The 19,762-nt window shown below is 63.1% G+C and carries 20 protein-coding genes, 1 pseudogene and 1 other annotated feature; of the genes and pseudogenes, 12 read left to right on the plus strand and 9 right to left on the minus strand.

Annotated elements, in window-relative coordinates; translation table 11 throughout:
• The first annotated feature begins 518 nt into the window (after positions 1-518).
• Together mfd and C1A13_RS02600 are read left to right on the plus strand one after the other, a co-directional pair.
• Complete coding sequence (gene mfd, locus C1A13_RS02595; protein WP_101548793.1) at positions 519-3,977, plus strand: transcription-repair coupling factor; 3,459 nt, start codon at positions 519-521, stop codon at positions 3,975-3,977.
• Between the two features lie 159 nt (positions 3,978-4,136).
• Positions 4,137-5,183: a hypothetical protein gene (locus C1A13_RS02600; protein ID WP_101548795.1), complete on the plus strand. Its 1,047-nt coding sequence runs from the start codon at positions 4,137-4,139 to the stop codon at positions 5,181-5,183.
• 300 nt (positions 5,184-5,483) lie between these two features.
• Here C1A13_RS02600 and C1A13_RS02605 read toward each other — a convergent pair whose 3' ends face one another.
• From C1A13_RS02605 to C1A13_RS02630, 6 genes are all read right to left on the minus strand, one after another.
• Positions 5,484-6,110 carry a flavin reductase gene (locus tag C1A13_RS02605; RefSeq protein WP_242970802.1) on the minus strand — a complete coding sequence of 209 codons (627 nt, stop codon included), beginning with the start codon at positions 6,108-6,110 and terminating at the stop codon, positions 5,484-5,486.
• Between the two features lie 984 nt (positions 6,111-7,094).
• Positions 7,095-8,315, minus strand: coding sequence for a homocysteine S-methyltransferase family protein (locus C1A13_RS02610; RefSeq protein WP_101548797.1), 1,221 nt, complete (start codon positions 8,313-8,315; stop codon positions 7,095-7,097).
• Positions 8,316-8,328: 13 nt separating this feature from the next.
• Positions 8,329-10,023, minus strand: a complete 1,695-nt coding sequence (gene argS, locus C1A13_RS02615) for an arginine--tRNA ligase (RefSeq protein WP_101548799.1) — start codon at positions 10,021-10,023, stop codon at positions 8,329-8,331.
• A 116-nt stretch (positions 10,024-10,139) separates the two neighbouring features.
• Complete coding sequence (locus C1A13_RS02620; RefSeq protein WP_242970803.1) at positions 10,140-10,565, minus strand: DUF1934 domain-containing protein; 426 nt, start codon at positions 10,563-10,565, stop codon at positions 10,140-10,142.
• 21 nt (positions 10,566-10,586) lie between these two features.
• A complete protein-coding gene (gene murI, locus C1A13_RS02625; RefSeq protein ID WP_101548803.1) occupies positions 10,587-11,399 on the minus strand; it encodes a glutamate racemase in 813 nt (270 codons plus the stop codon).
• 36 nt (positions 11,400-11,435) lie between these two features.
• Positions 11,436-12,497, minus strand: coding sequence for a D-alanine--D-alanine ligase family protein (locus tag C1A13_RS02630; protein WP_101548808.1), 1,062 nt, complete (start codon positions 12,495-12,497; stop codon positions 11,436-11,438).
• A gap of 213 nt (positions 12,498-12,710) precedes the next feature.
• Between C1A13_RS02630 and C1A13_RS02635 the strand changes: the two genes are divergently transcribed.
• The 8 genes from C1A13_RS02635 (at position 12,711) to rplA (ending at position 16,943) form a co-directional block, all read left to right on the plus strand.
• The gene (locus C1A13_RS02635; protein WP_101548810.1) at positions 12,711-13,649 is read left to right on the plus strand and encodes an AEC family transporter; all 939 of its coding nucleotides are present in this window, start codon (positions 12,711-12,713) and stop codon (positions 13,647-13,649) included.
• A gap of 266 nt (positions 13,650-13,915) precedes the next feature.
• Positions 13,916-14,065: a hypothetical protein gene (locus C1A13_RS14800; RefSeq protein ID WP_172439136.1), complete on the plus strand. Its 150-nt coding sequence runs from the start codon at positions 13,916-13,918 to the stop codon at positions 14,063-14,065.
• A 196-nt stretch (positions 14,066-14,261) separates the two neighbouring features.
• Positions 14,262-14,531, plus strand: coding sequence for a DUF6809 family protein (locus C1A13_RS02645; protein ID WP_146021670.1), 270 nt, complete (start codon positions 14,262-14,264; stop codon positions 14,529-14,531).
• A gap of 154 nt (positions 14,532-14,685) precedes the next feature.
• The gene (gene rpmG / locus C1A13_RS02650) at positions 14,686-14,835 is read left to right on the plus strand and encodes a 50S ribosomal protein L33 (protein ID WP_006876590.1); all 150 of its coding nucleotides are present in this window, start codon (positions 14,686-14,688) and stop codon (positions 14,833-14,835) included.
• Between the two features lie 21 nt (positions 14,836-14,856).
• A complete protein-coding gene (secE, locus tag C1A13_RS02655; RefSeq protein WP_101548816.1) occupies positions 14,857-15,084 on the plus strand; it encodes a preprotein translocase subunit SecE in 228 nt (75 codons plus the stop codon).
• Positions 15,085-15,128: 44 nt separating this feature from the next.
• A complete protein-coding gene (gene nusG, locus C1A13_RS02660; protein ID WP_101548818.1) occupies positions 15,129-15,653 on the plus strand; it encodes a transcription termination/antitermination protein NusG in 525 nt (174 codons plus the stop codon).
• Positions 15,654-15,768: 115 nt separating this feature from the next.
• The gene (rplK, locus tag C1A13_RS02665; protein WP_101548820.1) at positions 15,769-16,194 is read left to right on the plus strand and encodes a 50S ribosomal protein L11; all 426 of its coding nucleotides are present in this window, start codon (positions 15,769-15,771) and stop codon (positions 16,192-16,194) included.
• 56 nt (positions 16,195-16,250) lie between these two features.
• Positions 16,251-16,943 (plus strand): 50S ribosomal protein L1, encoded by a 693-nt coding sequence (gene rplA, locus C1A13_RS02670; protein ID WP_101548822.1) that lies wholly within the window; start codon positions 16,251-16,253, stop codon positions 16,941-16,943.
• 55 nt (positions 16,944-16,998) lie between these two features.
• Here the strand turns inward: rplA and C1A13_RS02675 are convergent, their stop codons facing one another.
• Positions 16,999-17,496 carry a hypothetical protein gene (locus C1A13_RS02675; protein WP_101548824.1) on the minus strand — a complete coding sequence of 166 codons (498 nt, stop codon included), beginning with the start codon at positions 17,494-17,496 and terminating at the stop codon, positions 16,999-17,001.
• A 112-nt stretch (positions 17,497-17,608) separates the two neighbouring features.
• Positions 17,609-17,763, plus strand: a sequence feature (ribosomal protein L10 leader region).
• Between the two features lie 18 nt (positions 17,764-17,781).
• Between C1A13_RS02675 and rplJ the strand changes: the two are divergent.
• Together rplJ and rplL are read left to right on the plus strand one after the other, a co-directional pair.
• A pseudogene (gene rplJ, locus C1A13_RS02680) lies at positions 17,782-18,285 on the plus strand (50S ribosomal protein L10); the annotation flags it as partial.
• A gap of 159 nt (positions 18,286-18,444) precedes the next feature.
• Entirely contained in the window at positions 18,445-18,822 is a 378-nt protein-coding gene (gene rplL, locus C1A13_RS02685; RefSeq protein WP_101548828.1) for a 50S ribosomal protein L7/L12, read from the plus strand.
• A 49-nt stretch (positions 18,823-18,871) separates the two neighbouring features.
• Here rplL and C1A13_RS02690 read toward each other — a convergent pair whose 3' ends face one another.
• Positions 18,872-19,501: an L-2-amino-thiazoline-4-carboxylic acid hydrolase gene (locus C1A13_RS02690; RefSeq protein WP_101548830.1), complete on the minus strand. Its 630-nt coding sequence runs from the start codon at positions 19,499-19,501 to the stop codon at positions 18,872-18,874.
• The gene (locus C1A13_RS02695) at positions 19,491-19,721 is read right to left on the minus strand and encodes an AbrB/MazE/SpoVT family DNA-binding domain-containing protein (RefSeq protein WP_101548832.1); all 231 of its coding nucleotides are present in this window, start codon (positions 19,719-19,721) and stop codon (positions 19,491-19,493) included. Before C1A13_RS02695 ends, C1A13_RS02690 begins: the two co-directional genes overlap by 11 nt.
• Between the last annotated feature and the right edge of the window lie 41 nt (positions 19,722-19,762).

The raw sequence follows: 19,762 nt of genomic DNA on the forward strand, positions 1-19,762 counted from the left end.
CGGGTACTGGCAAGGTACTCCCGGAGATACCGCTTAGAGTTCCGGCCCATAGGGCCGGGTCCGCGAAGCGGACTCAAGCCGGGGTCGCGGGGCGGAGCGCCCGCGAGCGGCCGTCGCGCGTAGCGCGCTCCGGGCGCAGCCCGGGCAGGCCGCCCAAGGCGGACTTTTGGTTCCTTTTCGTCCGTCCGAAAAGGAACCCGTGGTGCGCGGTGGAACGCGCTCGTGATTCTTGCCGCTTGGAAAGCGGCAATTCCCGTCTACGCCCCGCCGGGCGCAGCGCGGCAAATCTCAAACCGCCGCCGGGGCGGGGCCCGGCAAGCCTCGCCGGGCGCAGCGCGGCAAATCTCAAACCGCCGCCGGGGCGGGGCCCGGCAAGCCTCGCCGGGCGCAGCGCGGCAAACCTAAGAAAGCCCCCTGTCGGCGGGCAGCCGACAAGCCCCGCCGTCCACTGGGCGGCAAACCCAAGAAGATCCCCCGCCGCCCGCAGAGCGGCAAAATAGAGAAAGGAATTCACCAGAATGAAAGGGTTTGAACACCTGCTGACCGGCCTGCCCGCTTTTGAGCGGGTCAAAAGCGCGGTGAAAAATCGGGCGACCCCGGTGCTCGTCACGGGGCTCTCGAACGTGCACAAGGCGCATATGATCGTTTCGCTCGCCGGTCTGCTGGAGACCGGCGGGCTGGCCGTCGTGTCCGATGAGGCGGCGGCTACCCGGCTGGTCGAGGACATCAACATCATGGCGGGGGAGGGGACGGCTGCTCTTTTCCCCTCGCGCGAATGGACCTTTCAGGAGGTGCAGGGGGTCTCGCGGGAATACGAGCACGCGCGGCTGGCGGTGCTCGGGCGGCTGCACGCGGGGAGCCTGAAGATCGTGGTGGCGTCGGCGCAGGCCGCGCTTCAGTATACGATGCCCCCGGAGGTGCTGGAAAAACGCATCCGGACCCTCGAGGCGGGCAGGGAATACCAGATGGAGGAGCTGACGCGGTTTCTGGTGTCGGCGGGCTACACCCGCTGCGACCAGGTGGACGGTGTCTGCCAGTTCTCCCAGCGGGGCGGCATCCTCGACTTTTTCCCGCCCCACATGCCCGACCCCTTCCGCGTTGAATTCTGGGGGGACGAGATCGACACGATCTCCACCTTCAAGACGGACACCCAGCGCAGGGTTGACACGGTCAAGCGGGTGGACATCACCCCGGCGGCCGAGGTGGTGGCGGACAGCCCTGAGCGGCTGGTGAAGCTTTTGCAGGGCGCGATGAAAAACATCCGCGGCACCCGCGGCAAGCTCGCCAAGGAGAAGCTCGAGGGGGAGATCGCGCGGATTTCCGACGGCATCATGCCCCAGAGCCTCGACCGGTGGCTGCCGCTGCTCTATCCCGAGCCGGCGACCGTCTTCGACTATCTGCGCGACCGGCCGCTCTTCCTCTGCGACACGGCCAACTGCCGCGAGGCGCTCAAAAACGTGCTCTGGCAGCAGAACGAGGACGTCAAGATCCTGCTCGAGGAGGGCGTCCTCTTCAAGGGGTGCGACCGGTTCGGCGAGGACTTCGTGGATTTGCAGCGGCACGCGTCGGAGTCGAACAGCGTGCTGCTCGACACCTTCGTCCGTTCGGTGGGGGACATCCCGCTGCGGGACATGATCGACGTGAACGCCGTCCAGCTCTCCTCCTGGAGCGGCGAGTTCTCCCTGCTGCGGGAGGACGTGCAGAACTACCTTTCGCGCGGCTACTGCGTCATCGTCTTCGCGGGAACCTACCGCGCCGCCGTGACGCTGGCGGAGGATTTGCAGAAGGAAAATATCCGCGCCGCCGAGTGCGAGGAGATCGGCAGGCTCACGCCGGGCGTGGTGTACGTCGTCGCGGCGAGCATGTCGGCGGGCATGGAATACCCCGACCTGAAACTCGCGGTCATCTCGCAGGCCAAGGCGGTCGTGCAGGGCGCCAAGCGGAAGCCCCGCCCCAAGGAGGGTAAAAAGCTCCGCGATATCAGCGATCTGACGCCGGGGGACTACGTCGTGCACGTCTCCCACGGCATCGGCGTGTTTGAGGGGATCGTCAAGCGGGACGTGCAGGGGATTGTCAAAGACTACATCAAAATCCGCTACGCGGGCACCGACATGCTCTTCGTGCCGGTCACCCAGCTCGACCTCGTCAGCAAATACGTCGGCGTGCGGGACGACGCGAACGTGCGCCTCAATAAACTGAATTCCGTCGAGTGGCAGAAGACCCGCCAGCGGGTCAAAAAGGCCGTCGAGGACATGGCCAAGGAGCTGACAGAGCTCTATGCCAAGCGGATGGCGGTCAAGGGCTACGCGTTTTCGCCCGACACCGACTGGCAGAACGACTTTGAGCGGCGGTTCGCCTTTGAGGAGACGGACGACCAGCTCCGCTGCATCGACGAGATCAAATCGGATATGGAAAACCCCGTCCCGATGGACCGGCTGCTCTGCGGCGACGTGGGCTTCGGCAAGACGGAGGTGGCGCTCCGGGCCGCCTTCAAATGCGTGATGGACGGCAAGCAATGCGCGCTGCTCTGTCCCACGACCATCCTCGCGTGGCAGCATTACCAGACGACCACCCGCCGGATGGAGGGCTTCCCGATCAAGGTGGAGCTGCTCTCCCGCTTCCGCTCGGCAAAGGAGCAGAAGCAGATCCTTTCCGAGCTGCGGCGCGGGGAGATCGACATGATCATCGGCACCCACCGCCTCGTTCAGAACGACGTCCAGTTCAAGGACCTCGGCCTCTGCATCATCGACGAGGAACAGCGGTTCGGCGTGCGGCACAAGGAGAAATTCAAGGAGATGCGCGCCACCGTCGACGTGCTGACCCTTTCGGCCACCCCCATCCCGCGCACCCTCAACATGGCGATGAGCGGCATCCGGGACATGAGCGTCATCGAGGAGGCGCCGCAGGACCGCCATCCGGTGCAGACCTATGTGGTCGAGCACGACTGGGGCGTGATCGCGCAGGCGATCGAGCGGGAGCTGCGCAGGGGCGGGCAGGTGTTTTACCTGCACAACCGGGTCGAGAGCATCGATTCCTGCGCCTATAGGATCAAGCAGATGGTCCCCGAGGCGCGCATCGTCACGGCGCACGGCAAAATGGGGGAGGAACAGCTTTCCCGCGTGTGGCAGCAGCTGCTCGACTACGAGGTCGACATCCTCGTCTGCACGACGATCATCGAGACGGGCGTCGACGTGCCCAACTGCAACACCCTCATCATCGAGGACGCCGACCGCATGGGGCTCTCCCAGCTCTACCAGCTGCGCGGGCGGGTGGGGCGCTCCACCCGGCGCGCGTTCGCCTACCTCACCTTCCGGCGGGACAAGGAGCTCTCCGACGTGGCCGCCAAGCGGCTGTCCGCCATCCGGGAGTTCACCTCCTTCGGGTCGGGCTTCCGCATCGCGATGCGCGACCTTGAGATCCGCGGCGCGGGCAACATCCTCGGCGCGCAGCAGCACGGCCACATGGAGGCGGTCGGCTACGACATGTACCTCAAGATGCTCTCCGAGGCGGTGGCCGAGCAGAAGGGCGAGGCGCCCGCCAGGACGGCCGCGGAGTGCATGGTCGACGTGCGGGTGGGCGCGCACATCCCCGAGGACTACATCGACAACCTCGCCCAGCGCATCGACATCTACAAGAAGATCGCCGCCATCCAGAACGAGGAGGACGCGATGGACCTCATCGACGAGCTGATCGACCGGTTCGGCGACCCGCCCGACGCGGTCAAGGGGCTGGTGGACGTGGCGCTCGTGCGCAACACCGCCTCCCAGATGGGCATCCGGGAGATCTCCCAGCGCGGGGACGCGGTACTGCTCTATCCCGAGGTCATGGATATGTCCCGCGCGGGCTCGCTCGCCGTCAGGCTGCGCGGCCGCGTGATGGTCAGCGCGGGCAGCAAGCCCTACATCACCGTCAAGATCCCCGCGGGTTCCGAACCGCTCGACACCATCCGCGAGGCGCTCGCCGCCATGGGGGAGTGATCTTTTGCAACGGCCCGCATAAGCGGCGCGGCGCGGAACAGGATAAGACTGGATGGAAGCCGTTTCCCGAACCGTGTGGAATTTCTAGTGGACTTTTTGGGGGCGGCGTTGTATAATAAGCGGGTATGCAAGCAATACCCCTTACAGGAGGAATTCAAAATGACGACTGTTAAAAAAATCGCGGCGCTCGGCCTGGCCGTGCTGATGACCGCGAGCCTCGCCGCCTGCAGCATGGGCGGGGACACCAAATGGGCGGCCAAGGCGGGCGACCTGACCGTTCCGGCCGGCGTCTACATCAACGAACTGATCACCGCGTATTCCGACGCGACGGTCGACCTTCCGTCGGACGTCAAGGACCCGCTCAAGGAGCAGGTGGACGGCGTCACCGTCTCCCAGAAGGTCGCCGAGGAGGCCAAAAAGGGCCTTGACGAATACATCGCGATCGAGCAGAAGTTCAGCGAGATGGGCCTTGCCATGAGCGAGCTCGACAGGGCCTCGGTCGAACAGACCGCCGAGCAGTACTGGACCGGCTTCCGTCTGGAGGAGACCTACACCGCCAACGGCGTGTCCAGGGAGTCGTTCATCCTCGCGCAGGAGAACATGGTCAAGAAGTCGATGATCTTCAACGCGATCTACGGCGAAGGCGGCACCGACCCGGTGCCCGAGGAGGAGCTCAAAACCAAGTTCTCCACCGACTACGCCAAAATCCTGCTCATTCCCGTGTCGATCAACCCCGCCGAGGACACCGACGAGGCCAAAGCCAAGGCCAAGGAGCAGGCTTCCGAGCTGATCAACAAGTACCTCGAGCGCGCCAAGGCGGGCGAGGATATGGAGACGCTCGTCTACGAGGCCCGCAAGGAGCTTTCGGGCAACCAGGACCTCGAGAAGCCGGAGGCGGGCACCTCCTTCACCTTTGTGAACCGGGAGAACTCCTCCTATTCGCAGGAGGTGGTCGATACGATTTTTGCCGCGCCGATCGGGGAGCCGACCGTCGCCGAGTCGGAGGACGGGATGTACCTCTTCGTCCGCTACGATGTGATGGAAAACGAGAGCGACTTTGCCCAGCGCAGGGCGGCGCTGGTCTCCGCGCTGCGCGGGGACGCGTTTGACGAGCAGGTCTCCCAGTGGGCGGACTCGCTCACCGGCGTCACCTATAACGACGCGGCCCTCAAGCGCTACACCCCTGAAAAACTGAAGGTCGGTTGAACGGCATCATAAAAGCCGGCGCGAAAGCGCCGGCTTTTTGTTGTCCCCAAACGTCCCCGCGAACGGTTCTATAAGTACCGAAGGACAAAAAATCAACCTGTAAAGGGGATTGATCCGATGATGAGCCCCGGCGACGGCCCGCTGCTGCCGAGCGCCCCGCTTTGCACGCAGCGCGCCGCCCGCGGGGCGCCCAATCCGGGCGGCCGAGCCGGGTGCGCGCGCTCTCGAATCCACGGACTTTTTACCGATTGCTTCATGAAATGAAAAAGGCGGCCGCGCAGCGGCCGCCTTTTAAAATACTCAGATGCGCTCGAAGAAGCTCGCGTCCTTCTTGCAGATGGGGCAGATGAAATCGGGCGGAAGCTCCTCGCCCTCGTAGATGTAGCCGCAGACCTTGCAGCGCCAGCCGTGTTTTTCGGCGGGCTTTTTGTAGGAGGGGGCGTTGGGAGGGGTCTCGCCCTTCTTGACCTTGTGGTAGTAGTCATAGGTCATGACGGGCGCGTCGGAGAGCTTGACCGCCTCGATCGATTTGCCGACAAAGAGCACGTGCGTATCGAGGTCGAGCTTGTCGATCACCTTGCAGGAGAACATCGCGGAAGCGGTTTCCGTGGGATACCACACCCCGTTGGCATCCGCGCCGTGGGGAATGCCCGCGAATTTGTCCTCCTCTCTGCCCGAGCAGAACCCGAACCGGCCGATCAGGTCCATCGTGGCCTCCTCGGTGAGCGCCACGGCGTTGAAGAGCCCCGACCGCTCGATCAGCGAGGTGGTCAGGTTCTGCTTGGAAACCGCCACCGCGACCTTGGGCGGTTCGGCTGTCACCTGCGTGACGGTGTTGACGATGCAGCCGTTTTGCTTGCCGTCAAACGCGGAGCTCAGCACATAGAGCCCGTAGGACATCTTGAAAAACGCCTGTAAATCCAGCATGAAACATCCTCCTTCTGTTTTTTATCTTGCCACTGATTTGGGGCTGTCATTCATTGGGACTGCCGCTCTGGGAGCGGCGGAGCCTTTTTTGGGTTTTCCGCCCCGGCGGGCGGTTTTGGATTTGCCGCGCTGCACCCGGCGGGGCTTTTTTCGCGCCCCTCCGGGGCGCTTTGGATTTGCCTCGCTGTGCCTGGCAGGGCTAAGACGGGAATTGCCGCTTTCCAAGCGGCAAGAATGACGAGCGCGTTCCGCCGCGCGCCACGGGTTCCTTTTCGGACGGACGAAAAGGAACCAAAAGTCCGCCTAAGGGGGCTCCACCGCCCCCTTAGGGATCCCCTGGAGTACCTTGCCATGACCCGCAGGTTACCGTCACACCCCACGGGTACACCAGCTGAAGGCTCAATTCAGGTTGCGGGCGCTCCCAACGACCGAAGCCGGATAGCTCGGGGAGACCCACCCAGCGGAAAACAACGCCCGTATCGGGCGTTCGCGCGCTCTGCGCACGTGCGCGGCGTAGCCGCGCAGTTTTCCGCCTTCCCGTGGGCGCTGCGCGCCATGCAAAAGCGGACGTGCCTCCCCGGAAGCACGTCCGGTACGGTACCGGAGTCTCTCAGGCAGAGGCATTGCGCCCGCGGCGCGGCGGCTGGCGGGATGCTGTAGGCTCGTTCGCTCATCCGTGACAGGGCGCCGCCGACTTTGGCCGAAGGCCAACCGGAGGCGGCGCGGAGGTCAAGGGGGCATGGCCCCCTGCGGCTTCTTTCCCCCATTTCTTGTCCGTACAAGAAATGGGGCCGCCTGCCGGGGCGGGACCCGGCAATCTCCGCCGCCGAAGGCGGCACCTATAAAGCACCCCGAAGGGGCGCGAACAAAAGCCCTCCGCCCGCTGGGCGGAATATCCAAAACAGCCGTCGGCCGGCCACCGACAACCTCCGCCGCTCCCTGAGCGGCAAATCCAAAACCGTCTTGGGGCGAAGCCCCGAAAAATCACATCACAATTGCCCCGTAACGGGCGGCGACCTCCTCGAGGTCCTCCTTTTCGATCTCGCAGGAGGTGGAGACGACGATGGCCTTGCCGTTGTAGTGGAGCAGGGCGCTGTCGAGCGCCTCGAGCGACTCCGACTCAAAGGCGACGGGCATGTCGACCATGTGCGCGTTGAGGGAAAAACGGTAGCCGTCGTCGGGGGTATCAAGATGGATGAGCACCGCGTCGCAGCTGTCGTGTGAAACCTCCAGAAGCGTATCCGCCATATCCACCTCGCAGGTGAGCGGCTCGGAGTATTCGAGGTCGTCGTCGAGGTAGTAGACCTCCCGGCCGGCGGCGAGGATGTCGTAATCGGCGGGCGCGACCTTCACGCGGTCGACGTCGAAGGCGTCCACCATGTGGCGGAGCGCGGCGACGTATTCCGGGTCGGTGCCGCAGCAGCCGCCGATGATCGAAACGCCCCGCCGCATGAGGCGGGCACACTTGTCGGCGAACTGCACGGGAGAGAGCGGGGGATTGCCCGCGTTGGGCTTGGCGATGAGGGGGATTTTCGCATAGGGCGCGATCCGTTCAAAGAGGGGCACCATGTCGTCCGGCCCCTCCGAGCAGTTGAGCCCGAAGGCCGACAGCCCCAAATCCTGAAGCACGACCAGCGCGGCGAGCACGTCGTCCCCCCACATCGTGCGCCCCTCGGCGTCGACCGTCATCGTCAAAAAGAGCGGAAGCCCCGTCTGCCGTGCGGCAAGCACGGCCGCGCGGCATTCGGAGAGGGAGCTCATCGTCTCGATGGCCAGCAGGTCGGCGCCCGCGTCCGCGAGCGCCTGGGCCTGTTCGGCGTAGATGCCGATCAGGTGGACGAATTCCGTCTCGCCGAACGGCTCGCACATCAGCCCGGTGGTGGACATGTCCCCCGCGACGAGCGTCCCGCGCCCGGCGAGCGCCTCACGGACGGTGCGAACGAGGGCGGCGTTCAGCTCCGCCACCTGCTCGCTCAGTCCGTACATCCGCAGGTTGCCCGCGTTCGCCAGGAAGGTGGGGGCGTAGACCACGTCGCTGCCCGCGTCGGCATAGCCGCGCGCGACGGAGGCGACCGTCTCCGGGTGTTCCAGCGCCCACTGCTCGACGCAGACGCCGGCGGGCATCCCCGCCTTCATGAACTCGGTGCCCGTCGCGCCGTCGAGCAGCAGCGGCAGGCGTAATCGACTTCGGCCGTTGTCTTCCATCTTTCGGTTCCTCCTACATGCTTTCGGGGAAGGTGATTTTCAACAAATTTAATACGTTGCGTATAACTGTCCGCGCCGCGAGGCAGAGGTTGAGGCGCGCCTGCATGAGCGGCTCGGCCTCCCCCTTGACGCGGCAGACGGTATAGTACTTGTGGAAGAGCGTCGCGACGTCGACCGCGTATTTGGTGAGGCGCGCGGGGTCGTAGCTCCTGGCCGCGTCGACGATCTCCTGCGGAAAGCGCGCGAGCGCGCGGATGAGCTCGGCCTCCTCGGAGGTGTTCAGCGCGGAGAGCTCCTTCTGGGAGCAGGCGCGTGGGGAAACGCCCTCCTCGGCGAGCTTTTTGAGCAGCGAGCAGATGCGCGCGTGCGCGTACTGCACATAGTAGACGGGGTTCTGCATCGACTGCTCGACCGCCAGCCCGAGGTCGAAATCGACCATCGAGTTGGGCTCGCGCAGGTTGAAGAGGAAGCGCGCCGCGTCGACCGGCACCTCGTCGATGAGGTCGGTCAGCGAGATCGCCTTGCCGGTGCGCTTGGACATCTTGACCGGCTGGCCGTCCTGCATGAGCCGCACGAACTGCATGAGCACGATGTCCAGTTTGGAGCCGTCGAGCCCGATGGCGTCCATCGCGCCCTTGAGGCGGGCCACATGACCGTGGTGGTCGGCGCCCCACACGTTGATGACACGCTGGAAGCCGCGCACCGCGAACTTGTTGTAGTGGTAGGCGATGTCCGCCGCGAAGTAGGTGGGGAAGCCGTTGGCGCGCACGAGCACCTCGTCCTTCTCGCCGCCGTTTTCGGTGGCGCGGTACCAGAGCGCGCCCTCCTTCTCGTAGGTCATGCCGCGTTCGGTGAGCTTTTGTATCGCCTCGTCGATCGCGCCGTGGTGCAGCTCGCTCTCGTGGAACCACACGTCGTAGACGATGCGGTACCGTTCGAGGTCTGCCTTCAGCTTTTCGATGTTTTTGGGCAGCGCGTAGTCGACGAGCGCCCGGCGGCGCTCCTCCGCCGGCGCGTCGAGGTACTTGTCCCCGTTTTGGTCCGCGAATTCCTTCGCGCGCTCGCGGACGTCGTCCCCGTGGTAGCCGTCCTCGGGGAAGGGGACCGCTTCCTCGCCCCGGTAAAGCTGGAGGTAGCGGGCCTCGAGGGAGAGCCCGAATTTTTCGATCTGGTTGCCGGCGTCGTTGACGTAGAACTCGCGGGTCACGTCGTAGCCCGCCCAGTCAAGCGCGGCCGCGAGGCAGTCGCCCAGCGCGCCGCCGCGCGCGTTGCCCATGTGCATGGGCCCGGTGGGGTTGGCGGAGACGAACTCGACCTGGACCTTTTTCCCGCGCCCGAAGCCGGTGCGGCCGAAGGAATCCCCCTCGCGCAGCACCGCCGCGACCACGTCCGCGAACCACGCGTCCTTGAGGAAGAAGTTGATGAAGCCCGGGCCGGCGATCTCCGTCCGGTCAAAGGGGCTGCCCGAGAGGTCGAGGTGCTGGCAGATCGCCTCGGCGATCTTGCGGGGCGCGCTTTTGAAGGGGCGCGCGCAGGCCATCGCGATGTTGGAGGCGAAGTCGCCGTGGGAGGTGTCCGCGGGGATCTCGACGACGAAGTCGGGCAGCTCGTTCGAGGCGGGCAGCGCCCCCGCCTCGACGGCCCTTTCGAGCGCGGCGTCGAGCAGTTGCGCGACCGACTGTTTGGTTTCGGCGATCGGGTTGGTCATGCTGTCACACATCCTGTACATTCATATTTTTTGCCGGCCCGCCGCCCGGGGGAGCCCTGTTCGGAACGCTCCCATGCGGCCGGCGGCCGGCCCTCAAGGTCTGAAAGGTCCCTTTGCTACGCCTGTTCGCGCACGTTGATATAGACGGCGTTTTCGCTGGCAAGCAGGGTGTTGACGTCGAGCGAGTAGGCGAATTCGAGCCTGCCGCCGTGGTCGCCGAGCTCGGAGACGACGCGGTCGCCCGAAACGCCGATCATCATGGGGCCGTAGCCGGTGTCGTAGTGGCACTGGTGGCGCACGCCCCGCTCGACGATGAGCTGGCTTTTGGCGGTGCCGGTGCGCAGCAGGGTGACCTTGTCGCTCTGCTCGACCTTGAGCACCGTGTGGGTGCCGTCGAAGCCGGTGGCCTCCGATTCGTCGTAGGCGATATAGTAGTTGCCGTTGCGCTTATAATAGGAGCCGGTCGTAAAGAGCTCGATTTCGTCCTCGTCGCCCTCCTGCTTATAAACGCCTTTGATTTCGATTAGAACATCCTTTTTCATCCGTAACATCCTTTGTGTACGCTAAAGCGTATCCAGATCAATCTGCGTGACGTCCCCCTTGACGTCGCCGCCCAAAAACAGGCCGGCGATTTCGGAGAACCCGTCGGGGGAGTCGCTCACATAAAATTCGGTGCCGCCGCCTCCCGGCCCGGCGAGCAGGTCCTCCCGGGCGAGATAGCCCTGCGCCCAGCGCGCGACCTGCTTGCCGGCGTCGATGAGGGTGACGCGGGAGCCGAGCGCCCGGTCGATGATATCGTAGATGAGCGGGTAGTGGGTGCAGCCGAGGATGAGGGTGTCGACCCGCTCGTCGATCATGGGCTTGAGGTAGATTTCCGCGACCTTCGCGGTGATCTCGTTGTCCGGCTGGATAAAGCCGTTTTCCACCAGCGGCACGAAGAGGGGGCAGGCGTTGCCGAAGGTGCGCGCGTCGGGGTTGATCGTGCGGATGGCGCGCCCATAGGCGCCCGAACGCACCGTCGCGGTGGTGCCGATCACGCCGATGCGGCCGTTGACGGTGGCGGCGCAGGCCGCCTGCGCGGCGGGGACGACGACCCCCGAGAAGGGCACGCCCGCCTCGGCGGAAAGCTCGGGCGTGAGGGCCGAGCTGACGGTGCCGCAGGCCGCGATGACCAGCTTGACCTCGTGCCGTTTGAGGAAGCGGATGTCCTGCATCGCATATTTCCGGATCGTCTCACGGCTGCGGTTCCCGTAGGGGACCCGCCCGGTGTCGCCGAAATAGACGATCCGTTCGTCCGGCAGCAGCTTGCGCAGCTCCCGGACGGTCGTGAGGCCGCCCAGCCCCGAATCAAAGACGCCGATCGCACGGTTGTCCATACCGCTCACCTCTTTCTTGCTGAATGGTTCGTTCGATTATTTTTCCAGCGCGAGCCGGATGAGCCGGTCGATCAGCTCGGGATAGGGGACGCCCGCCGCCTCGAAGAGCTTGGGGTACATGGAGATCGAGGTGAAGCCGGGCAGCGTGTTGATCTCGTTGAGGATGATCCCGCCGTCCCGCTCCGCGAAGAAATCGACGCGCGCCAGCCCGGTGCAGCCCATCGCAGCGAACGCCCGCACGGCGGCCGTGCGGATCGCCTCGCTCGTCTCCTTCGGGATGCGCGCGGGGACGAAAAGGTCGGTGGAATCGTCGAGGTATTTGCCCTCGTAGTCGTAAAATTCGTGGTGGGGGACGATCTCCCCGACGACCGCCGCGGCCGCGTCGGTGTAGTTGCCGAGCACGGCGCATTCGACCTCCGCGCCCAGGATCGCCTTTTCCACCACCACCTTGCGGTCGTAGCGGAACGCCTCTTTCAGGGCGGCGAGCAGCCCCGCCCGGTCCTTCGCCTTGCCGACGCCGACCGACGAGCCGGTGTTGGCGGGCTTGACGAACATCGGGTAGCCGAGCTTCTCCCGCAGGGAGGGCTCGAGGGAATCGAACCGGGCGAGCTGCGGACGCACGAGCGCCGCGTAGGGCGCGGTGCGGATGCCAGCGGCCTCGAGCAGGATGTGGGTGACGTCCTTGTCCATGCAGGTGGAGGAGGCCAGCACCCCGCAGCCCACATAGGGGATGCCCGCCATCTCGAAAAGCCCCTGGATGGTGCCGTCCTCGGCGTGCTCGCCGTGCATGACGGGGAAGATCACGTCGACAGGGACGTTTTCCGGCCCGCCGGGGGCCTGGCGCAGCAGGCCGCCGCAGGAGCGGTCGGGGGAGATGACCGCCGGGGTGACGGGGCCGTTTTCGAGCCACCGGTCCGCCTCGAGGTCGTCGACCGACCCGCCGTATTCATACCAGCGCCCGTCCTTGGTGATGCCGACCATGACCACGTCGTAGCGGTCGCGCGGAATGTTGCGCAGCACCGACGCCGCCGAGCGCAGGGAGACTTCGTATTCGCTGGAGACCGAGCCGAAAACCACGGCCACTGTTTTTTTGCCCAAAGAAAACCCCTCACATCCAGATATAGAAATATTCATAATAATTCAATCTATATTCTAGCACAAACGCCGATAGTACGCAATGAGGTAACCTGTCGGTATTTTGGCGGGAAGCGGGGGCGCGCTTATCCAAAATCACAAGGCGCACGGGATTTCTTGACTTTCCGCCCGCACACGGCTAAGATTGTACTATTGACAGAATGGAGGAGGGATTGTGTGGAAAGCCTGCAAATGGCCCTGAACGTCGTCGTGCCGATGTTCCTGATGCTCGCGCTGGGCTGCCTGCTGCGCAGGATCGGCATGTTCGACCAGCACACGCTCGACAAGATGAACGACGTCTGTTTTAAAGTATTCATGGCGCCGCTTCTCTACTATAACATCTACACGGCGCGCACCCCCATCGGCGAAAGCGGGCGGATGCTGCTTTTCGCCGTGGTGAGCGAGCTGCTCCTGTTCACCGCGCTGTGGATCATCACGGTGGTGATCGAGAAGGAAAACCCCCGCCGCGCCGCGCTGCTTCAGGGGCTTTTCCGGACCAACGCGGTGCTCTTCTGCACGGCGATCGGCACCTCGATCCTCGGGGAGGGCAACATCGGCCCGATCTCGCTGCTCGTGTCGGTGGTGGTGCCGCTCTACAACGTGCTGACGGTCATTGAGCTGGAGATCTTCCGCGGCGGAAAGATCAAGCCGGGCAAAATCGCGCTCGGCGTGCTCAAAAACCCCTATATCGTCGCGGCGATCCTCGGCTACCTGACGGTCGCGCTGCGCATCCAGCTCCCCGTCCCGGTGGTGACCTCCCTGCGGGACATCACCCGGTGTTCCACGCCGGTGGCGCTCATGGTGCTGGGCGGGCTCTTCAATTTCGGCGCGGTGCGCGGCAACCTGCGCAACATCATCGTGGGCGTGGCGGGCCGGCTGGTGATCGTGCCCGCGATCATGCTGCCGATCACGATCTGGATGGGCTTCCGCGGCGTCGAGCTGGTGGGGCTGATGGGCATGTTTGTCGCGCCGACGGCGGTGGCCTCCTTCAACATGGCCCACGCGATGGACGCGGACTACGACCTCGCGGGGCACCTCGTGGTGTTCGGCACGATGTTCTCGGTCGTGACGATCTTCTTCTGGGTCTTCGGCCTGGGTTATCTGGGCTTTATCTAAGACGGGGAACCGTCGGCCCGGGCGGGACGCGGCCCGCGAAACAAAGTTTTCGCCCGCCTTTTTCAAAAGGCGGCGGGTGAGAAAAGGCCCCGCGTTCCGGAAGGAACGCGGGGCCTTTTCGAGGGCGGAGCCCTGAGCCCGGGCCCGCAGGCCCTGCTTCAGGCGATTTTTTCGGTTCCTTTTTTAAGAAAAAAAGGAACAAAAGAGACGCCCGTTTCGCGGGCGCCGGCACATATATGTTGACAAAGGAAAGATATCCCATTACCATGAAGAACAGACAGGAGCGCGTTTCGTCGGACGGTTCTTCCGCCTTCCGCTGCCGGGCAGCCCGGCAGGGAGGAGGTGGTGCGCGGATGGAGTACATAATCATCTTCGCGATGCTTATGCTGTTCATCATCGTGGCAATAAAAAAGTAACCGTCCACCCTTCCAAAAGTTGACGGTTACTTTTCTGTAACTAGAAACCGGCGGAATAACCGTTTAACGGTTACGCCTCCTGTCTGCTTTTATTATATGCGAAAAGTGGGAAAAGTCAAGGCCGCACCCCCAAATTGGGGTACTGGAACCGTTTTTGGAAAGACCGCGTTATAATATCCCCAAAGGGGGAATTTCAATGTCAATGATCACTGCGTTGTACACGGGAGAGTTTCATTTGGAGAGCCGGGACATGCGCGAGGTGCCTGGGTGGCAGGAGGCGGCGAGCAGCCTCTGCGCGCGTTACGACGCGCTTCACGCCATGCTGGACGCGGGCCAGAAAGAGCGGCTGGACGCGCTGATGGCCGCGAAGGCGGACATCTTCGCGATCGAGCAGCAGGACGCGTTCCGGGAGGGGTTCTGCCTCGGGGCGCGGCTGATGCTTGAGATCCGCGCCGAAAAGGGCTGAAATCATGTAAAAAAACGGAATTCGGGGCTTGACTGGACAGGCCCGTTGTGGTATGATGAGTACACCTCTAAAAGGGTTATTTTTTTTGTCCAAAAACAACCTGTTTCCTTTTCGAGGGAGGCAAAAAAATCCGGTATTATCAGGAGGTGCCGAAATGAGAGTGAAAATTACTCTGGCCTGCACGGAGTGCAAACAGCGCAACTACAACAAGATGAAAAACAAGAAGAACGATCCCGACAGACTTGAGATGAACAAGTACTGCAAGTTCTGCCGGAAGCACACCCTGCACAGGGAAACGAAGTGAGGATGAAAGGCGGGTCTAACGATGGCAGATAGCGCAGCGCAGAAAAAACCCGGCTTCATCGACAGGGTGAAACGCTTTTTCAGGGATATCAAAGGCGAGGTCAAAAAGATCGTCTGGCCCAGCAAGAAACAGGTCATCAACAATACGGTGATCGTCGTTATCATGGTCGTGATCTCCGCGATCGTCGTCGCCTGCTTCGACACCGTCGCAACCCTGCTGATCCATCTCTTTACCAGCCTGCTCGGATGACGGCGGTAAGGATGCTGGTGTTAAAATGATCGGGAGGTGGATGCATGGCGGACTCTGATATGAGATGGTATGTGGTGCACACCTATTCCGGTTATGAGAACAAGGTTGCCACGAACATTGAAAAAGCGGTGGAAAACAGGAAGCTCCAGGACCTGATCGGCGAGGTGAAGGTTCCCACCGAAATGGTCACGGAGATCAAGGACAACAAAAAACGCGAAGTCGAACGCAAAATTTTTCCGGGTTACGTGCTCGTGAAAATGATCATGACCGACGACAGCTGGTATGTCGTGCGCAATATCCGCGGCGTCACCGGGTTCGTCGGGCCGGGCAGCAAGCCCGTCCCCCTGACGGAGGAAGAGGTGCAGCGGCTGGGCGTCGAGCAGCGCAACATCGAGGTCAATTTTGCGGTGGGCGATTCGGTCCGGGTGAGCGACGGTTATCTCGAGGGCTTCATCGGCACGGTCGACGAGATCGACCTGCAGAACGCCCTTGTGCGCGTCACCGTTTCGATGATGGGCAAGGACGTGCCCGTCGAACTCGAAATCGACCAGATCGAACCCTTGAATTAATCTTTTTTGAGAGGTGCCGGTGCGATTCCGGCGATATGAGCCGGCGTGAGCCGGCTTGTGGGAGGGACGTTCCTGCGTCCCGAAATGAACCACTAATTTTGGAGGTGCTTTTTAAATGGCTCAGAAGATAGTCGGCTATATCAAGCTGCAGATCCCGGCAGGCAAGGCAACGCCCGCCCCGCCGGTCGGCCCGGCGCTCGGCCAGCACGGCGTCAACATCATGGCCTTCACCAAGGATTTTAACGAGCGTACCAAGAACGAAGCGGGTATGATTATCCCGGTCGTCATCACTGTGTATGCCGACCGTTCCTTTAGCTTTATCACCAAAACGCCGCCTGCGGCCGTTTTGATCAAAAAGGCGATCAACCTGCAGAGCGGTTCCGGCGTGCCCAACAAGACCAAGGTCGGCACGATCACCAAGGAACAGCTCAGGAAGATCGCGGAGCTGAAAATGCCCGACCTCAACGCTGCGAATGTCGAAACGGCGATCAGCATGATCGCGGGCACCTGCCGCAGCATGGGCGTCGAAGTCGCAGACTAAGCTCCCGGGTGGGAGGAAAAATCCGTTAATGACCACTCTAAGGAGGAAATGTTCAGATGAAACACGGTAAGAAATATACAGACAGCGCAAAGCTGGTCGACAGCCAGAAGCTGTACGACACGGCCGAGGCGCTTGATCTCTGCACGAAAACCGGCAAGGCGAAATTCGACGAGACCGTCGAGGTCCATGTCCGTCTGGGCGTCGACAGCCGCCATGCCGACCAGCAGGTCCGCGGCGCGGTCGTGCTCCCCAACGGCACCGGCAAAAAGGTCCGCGTGGCCGTCTTCTGCAAGGCCGACAAGGCCCAGGCCGCGCTCGACGCGGGCGCCGATATCGTCGGCGCGGAGGACCTGATGGAGCGCATCCAGAAGGAAGGCTTCATGGAGTTCGACGTCGTGATCGCCTCGCCCGACATGATGGGCATCGTCGGCCGCCTCGGTAAGATCCTCGGCCCCCGCGGCCTTATGCCGAACCCGAAGGCCGGCACCGTCACCCCCGACGTCGGCAAGGCCGTCCAGGAGGCCAAGGCCGGTAAGATCGAGTACCGCCTCGACAAGACCAACATCATCCACTGCCCGATCGGCAAGGTCTCCTTCGGCGTGGAGAAGCTGCAGGAGAACTTCGACACCCTGCTCGGCGCGATCGTGAAAGCGAAGCCCGCCGCCGCCAAGGGCCAGTATGTCAAGTCCTGCGTGGTCGCTTCCACGATGGGCCCCGGCATCAAGATCAACCCCGGCCGCTTTGTCTGATTGCTGAAAATAAAAAGCTCCCCGCTTTCGCGGGGAGCTTTTTTGCGGGAGTCCGTCACGGCCTGCGGCCGCTCTGGCGGCGCGTCTCGTCGCGCCACGCGTCGTAAAGCCCGCAGGTCAGCCGCGCGTATTCGCGGCTTTTGGCCGGGACGGTCAGGTAGACCGCGAGCAGGAGCGTGTAGGCGCAGCTGACGCTCTCAATCGCCAGCACCACGTAGAAGAGCGGTGCCAGCGGAACGCCGAGCGAAAGCACGGGCAGGGCGTTCTTCAGGATGTCCGCCAGGGAGACGGCGGCGAGCGCGTAGAGCAGGAAGGCGAGCTTCCACGGGCCGCGGTAGAGGGCCAGGGCGACGATGCCGGGCACCAGCGCGCCCAGCGCGAGTCCGACGACCAGCGGCAGCAGCGCGGTCCCCGAGACGGCGAAGAGGTTGAAGGCCTTGAGGAGCATCATCAGGAAGAACATCCCCCACAAAAGCGCCCTTTTGCGCTTCTGGAAGGCCTCCAGCCCGGGGTTTTCCTCAAAGGCGCGCCGCTGCTGTTCCCGCAGATCCATGAAAATCTCCTCCGTCCGGTGCGTTTTTTCATCCCATCCATCATACCAGAAAAATTTCCCGCCCGCAACGGGCAAAGGGCGCATCAGGGCTTGACAGGCTGGCAAAAATATGATAGACTTACAAAGCTGTCCGAAGACAGCAGGTGTCATTACGACATAAAAGGCTCCGGCCTTGCCTGCCGAGGAAAGGCGTAATCCCCTCGCGGTGACGCGCGGGTTTGAATGCTCTTTTCGCGGTATGGCGAAAAGGGCTTTTTTTGATAAATCAGTTGGAGGTGAATGAATTTGCCAAGCGAGAAAATTCTCCAGCAGAAACAAGAGGCGGTCGCCGCGCTGACGGAAAAGCTGAAAAATGCTGCCGCGGGCGTGCTGGTCGACTACAAGGGGATCAATGTCGCCGACGATACCAAGCTCCGTAAGGAACTGAGGGAAGCCGGCGTCGAGTACGCGGTCGTCAAGAACACGCTGCTCCGCTTCGCGGCAAAGGAGGTCGGTTACGACGCACTGGATTCGGTGCTTGAAGGAACCACCGCCCTGGCCCTGAGCGACGGCGATCAGGTCGTCGCGGCCAAGATCCTGACCAAGTATGCGGAGGACAGCAAGGGAAAGTTTGTTGTCAAGGCCGGCTTTGTTGACGGCGGCGTGATCGACGCCGCGAAGGTCGCGGAACTCGGCAAGCTCCCGAACAGGGAAGCACTGCTTTCGATGCTGTGCAGCGCGCTGCAGGGCAACCTGCGCGGTCTGGCCGTCGCGCTCAACGCGATCGCCGAGAAGAGCGGCGAGGCCGCTCCCGCCGAGGAAGCCGCCCCTGCCGAAGAGGCTGCCGCTCCCGCCGAGGCCGCTCCCGCGGCTGAGGAACCCGCCCCCGCGGCCGAGGAGGCCGCTCCCGCCGCCGAATGAGCGGTTTACGACGTTCCACTGAAATGAAACTTATAGGAGGTATTTATTATGGCTTCTGAGAAAATTCTGAAGTTTGTAGAAGATGTCAAAGGCCTCACCGTCCTTGAGCTCAACGAGCTGGTCAAGGCGATCGAGGAAGAGTTCGGCGTTTCCGCCGCCGCTCCGGTGATGGTCGCCGGCGGCGCCGCCGCCGCTGCTCCCGCCGCTGAGGAGAAGAGCGAGTTCGACGTCATCCTGACCAACGCCGGCGCTTCCAAGATGGGCGTCATCAAGCTGGTCAAGGAGATCACCGGCCTGGGCCTCAAAGAGGCGAAGGCCCTGGTCGACGAGGCTCCCAAGCCGGTCAAGGAAGGCGCTTCCAAGGCCGACGCCGAGGACATCAAGAAGAAACTCGAGGATGCCGGCGCGACCGTCGAGCTCAAGTAAGTTTCTGCAAAACCGCAAAGAAGAGGCCGTCCGGAAGGACGGCCTCTTCTTATTTGGGGGGAGCCGGGCGGGACGCGCCCTTCAGGAAATGGAAATCGCAGCGGGGGGCGCCGGTCCCCAGCGTGCCGCCGCGCTCAAACCGGATTTTCGGGAGCAGCCCCGAAAAGGAGACGAGGTCGTTTTCGCAGTAGAGCCGGCACAGCTCCGGGCAGCCGTGCAGCCGCGTGAGGTCCCAGTAGATGCACCTGCCGAGGTTGAAGTGGAGTTCCTCCCCGTCGCAGCGGACCCACTCGGTTTCCCAGCCCTCCTCGGGGAAGTTCTTCCTCATGAACGATTTGCAGGCGAAGCGGTAGAGGGTGTAGGCGAAGGGGAACCCGGCGAGGCGCCGCATCTGCTCCCGCTTGACGCCCGCCGCCCGGCGCGTCTCCTCCCCGGTCAGGTCCAGCGCCTTCTCCCGCGGGACCCCCCGCTCGAGCAGCGTCAGGTAGTAGGCCATGGGCGGGAAGAGCTTTTTCTGGAGGTGTTCCCGGATGGCGGGGCTCCCGCGGTCGTCGGCGCCCTCCAGAAGGTCCCGGTACCGCTCCTGCGTCCGGCTGAATACCGCCGCGCCCTCCGCCCTCCCGAACCTTTGGAGGCAGTCCTCCTCCAGAAAGGAGAGGGTGGTATCTTCAATCCTCATGCTTCCCGGCCTCCTCGATCATCTGGAAGACCTCCTGCGCGTGGGCCTGCAGGACGTCCGCCTTCGTGACGGCGATCCCCCATTTTTCGTCCCCGAGGACGAGCAGGATGTCCCCGGCCTTGATGCCGAAGAGCTCTCGCGCCTCCTTCGGGATGATGATCTGGCCCCGCTCGCCCACCTTGACCGTGCCGAAAATGTGATGCCCCTTCGGAATTTCCATAAGCGCCTCCGTGATCATATAAATATGAAATTCATACTAAT

It is taken from the genome of Anaerotruncus massiliensis (ex Togo et al. 2026) (assembly GCF_900199635.1).
GTDB classification, from domain to species: domain Bacteria; phylum Bacillota; class Clostridia; order Oscillospirales; family Ruminococcaceae; genus Anaerotruncus; species Anaerotruncus massiliensis.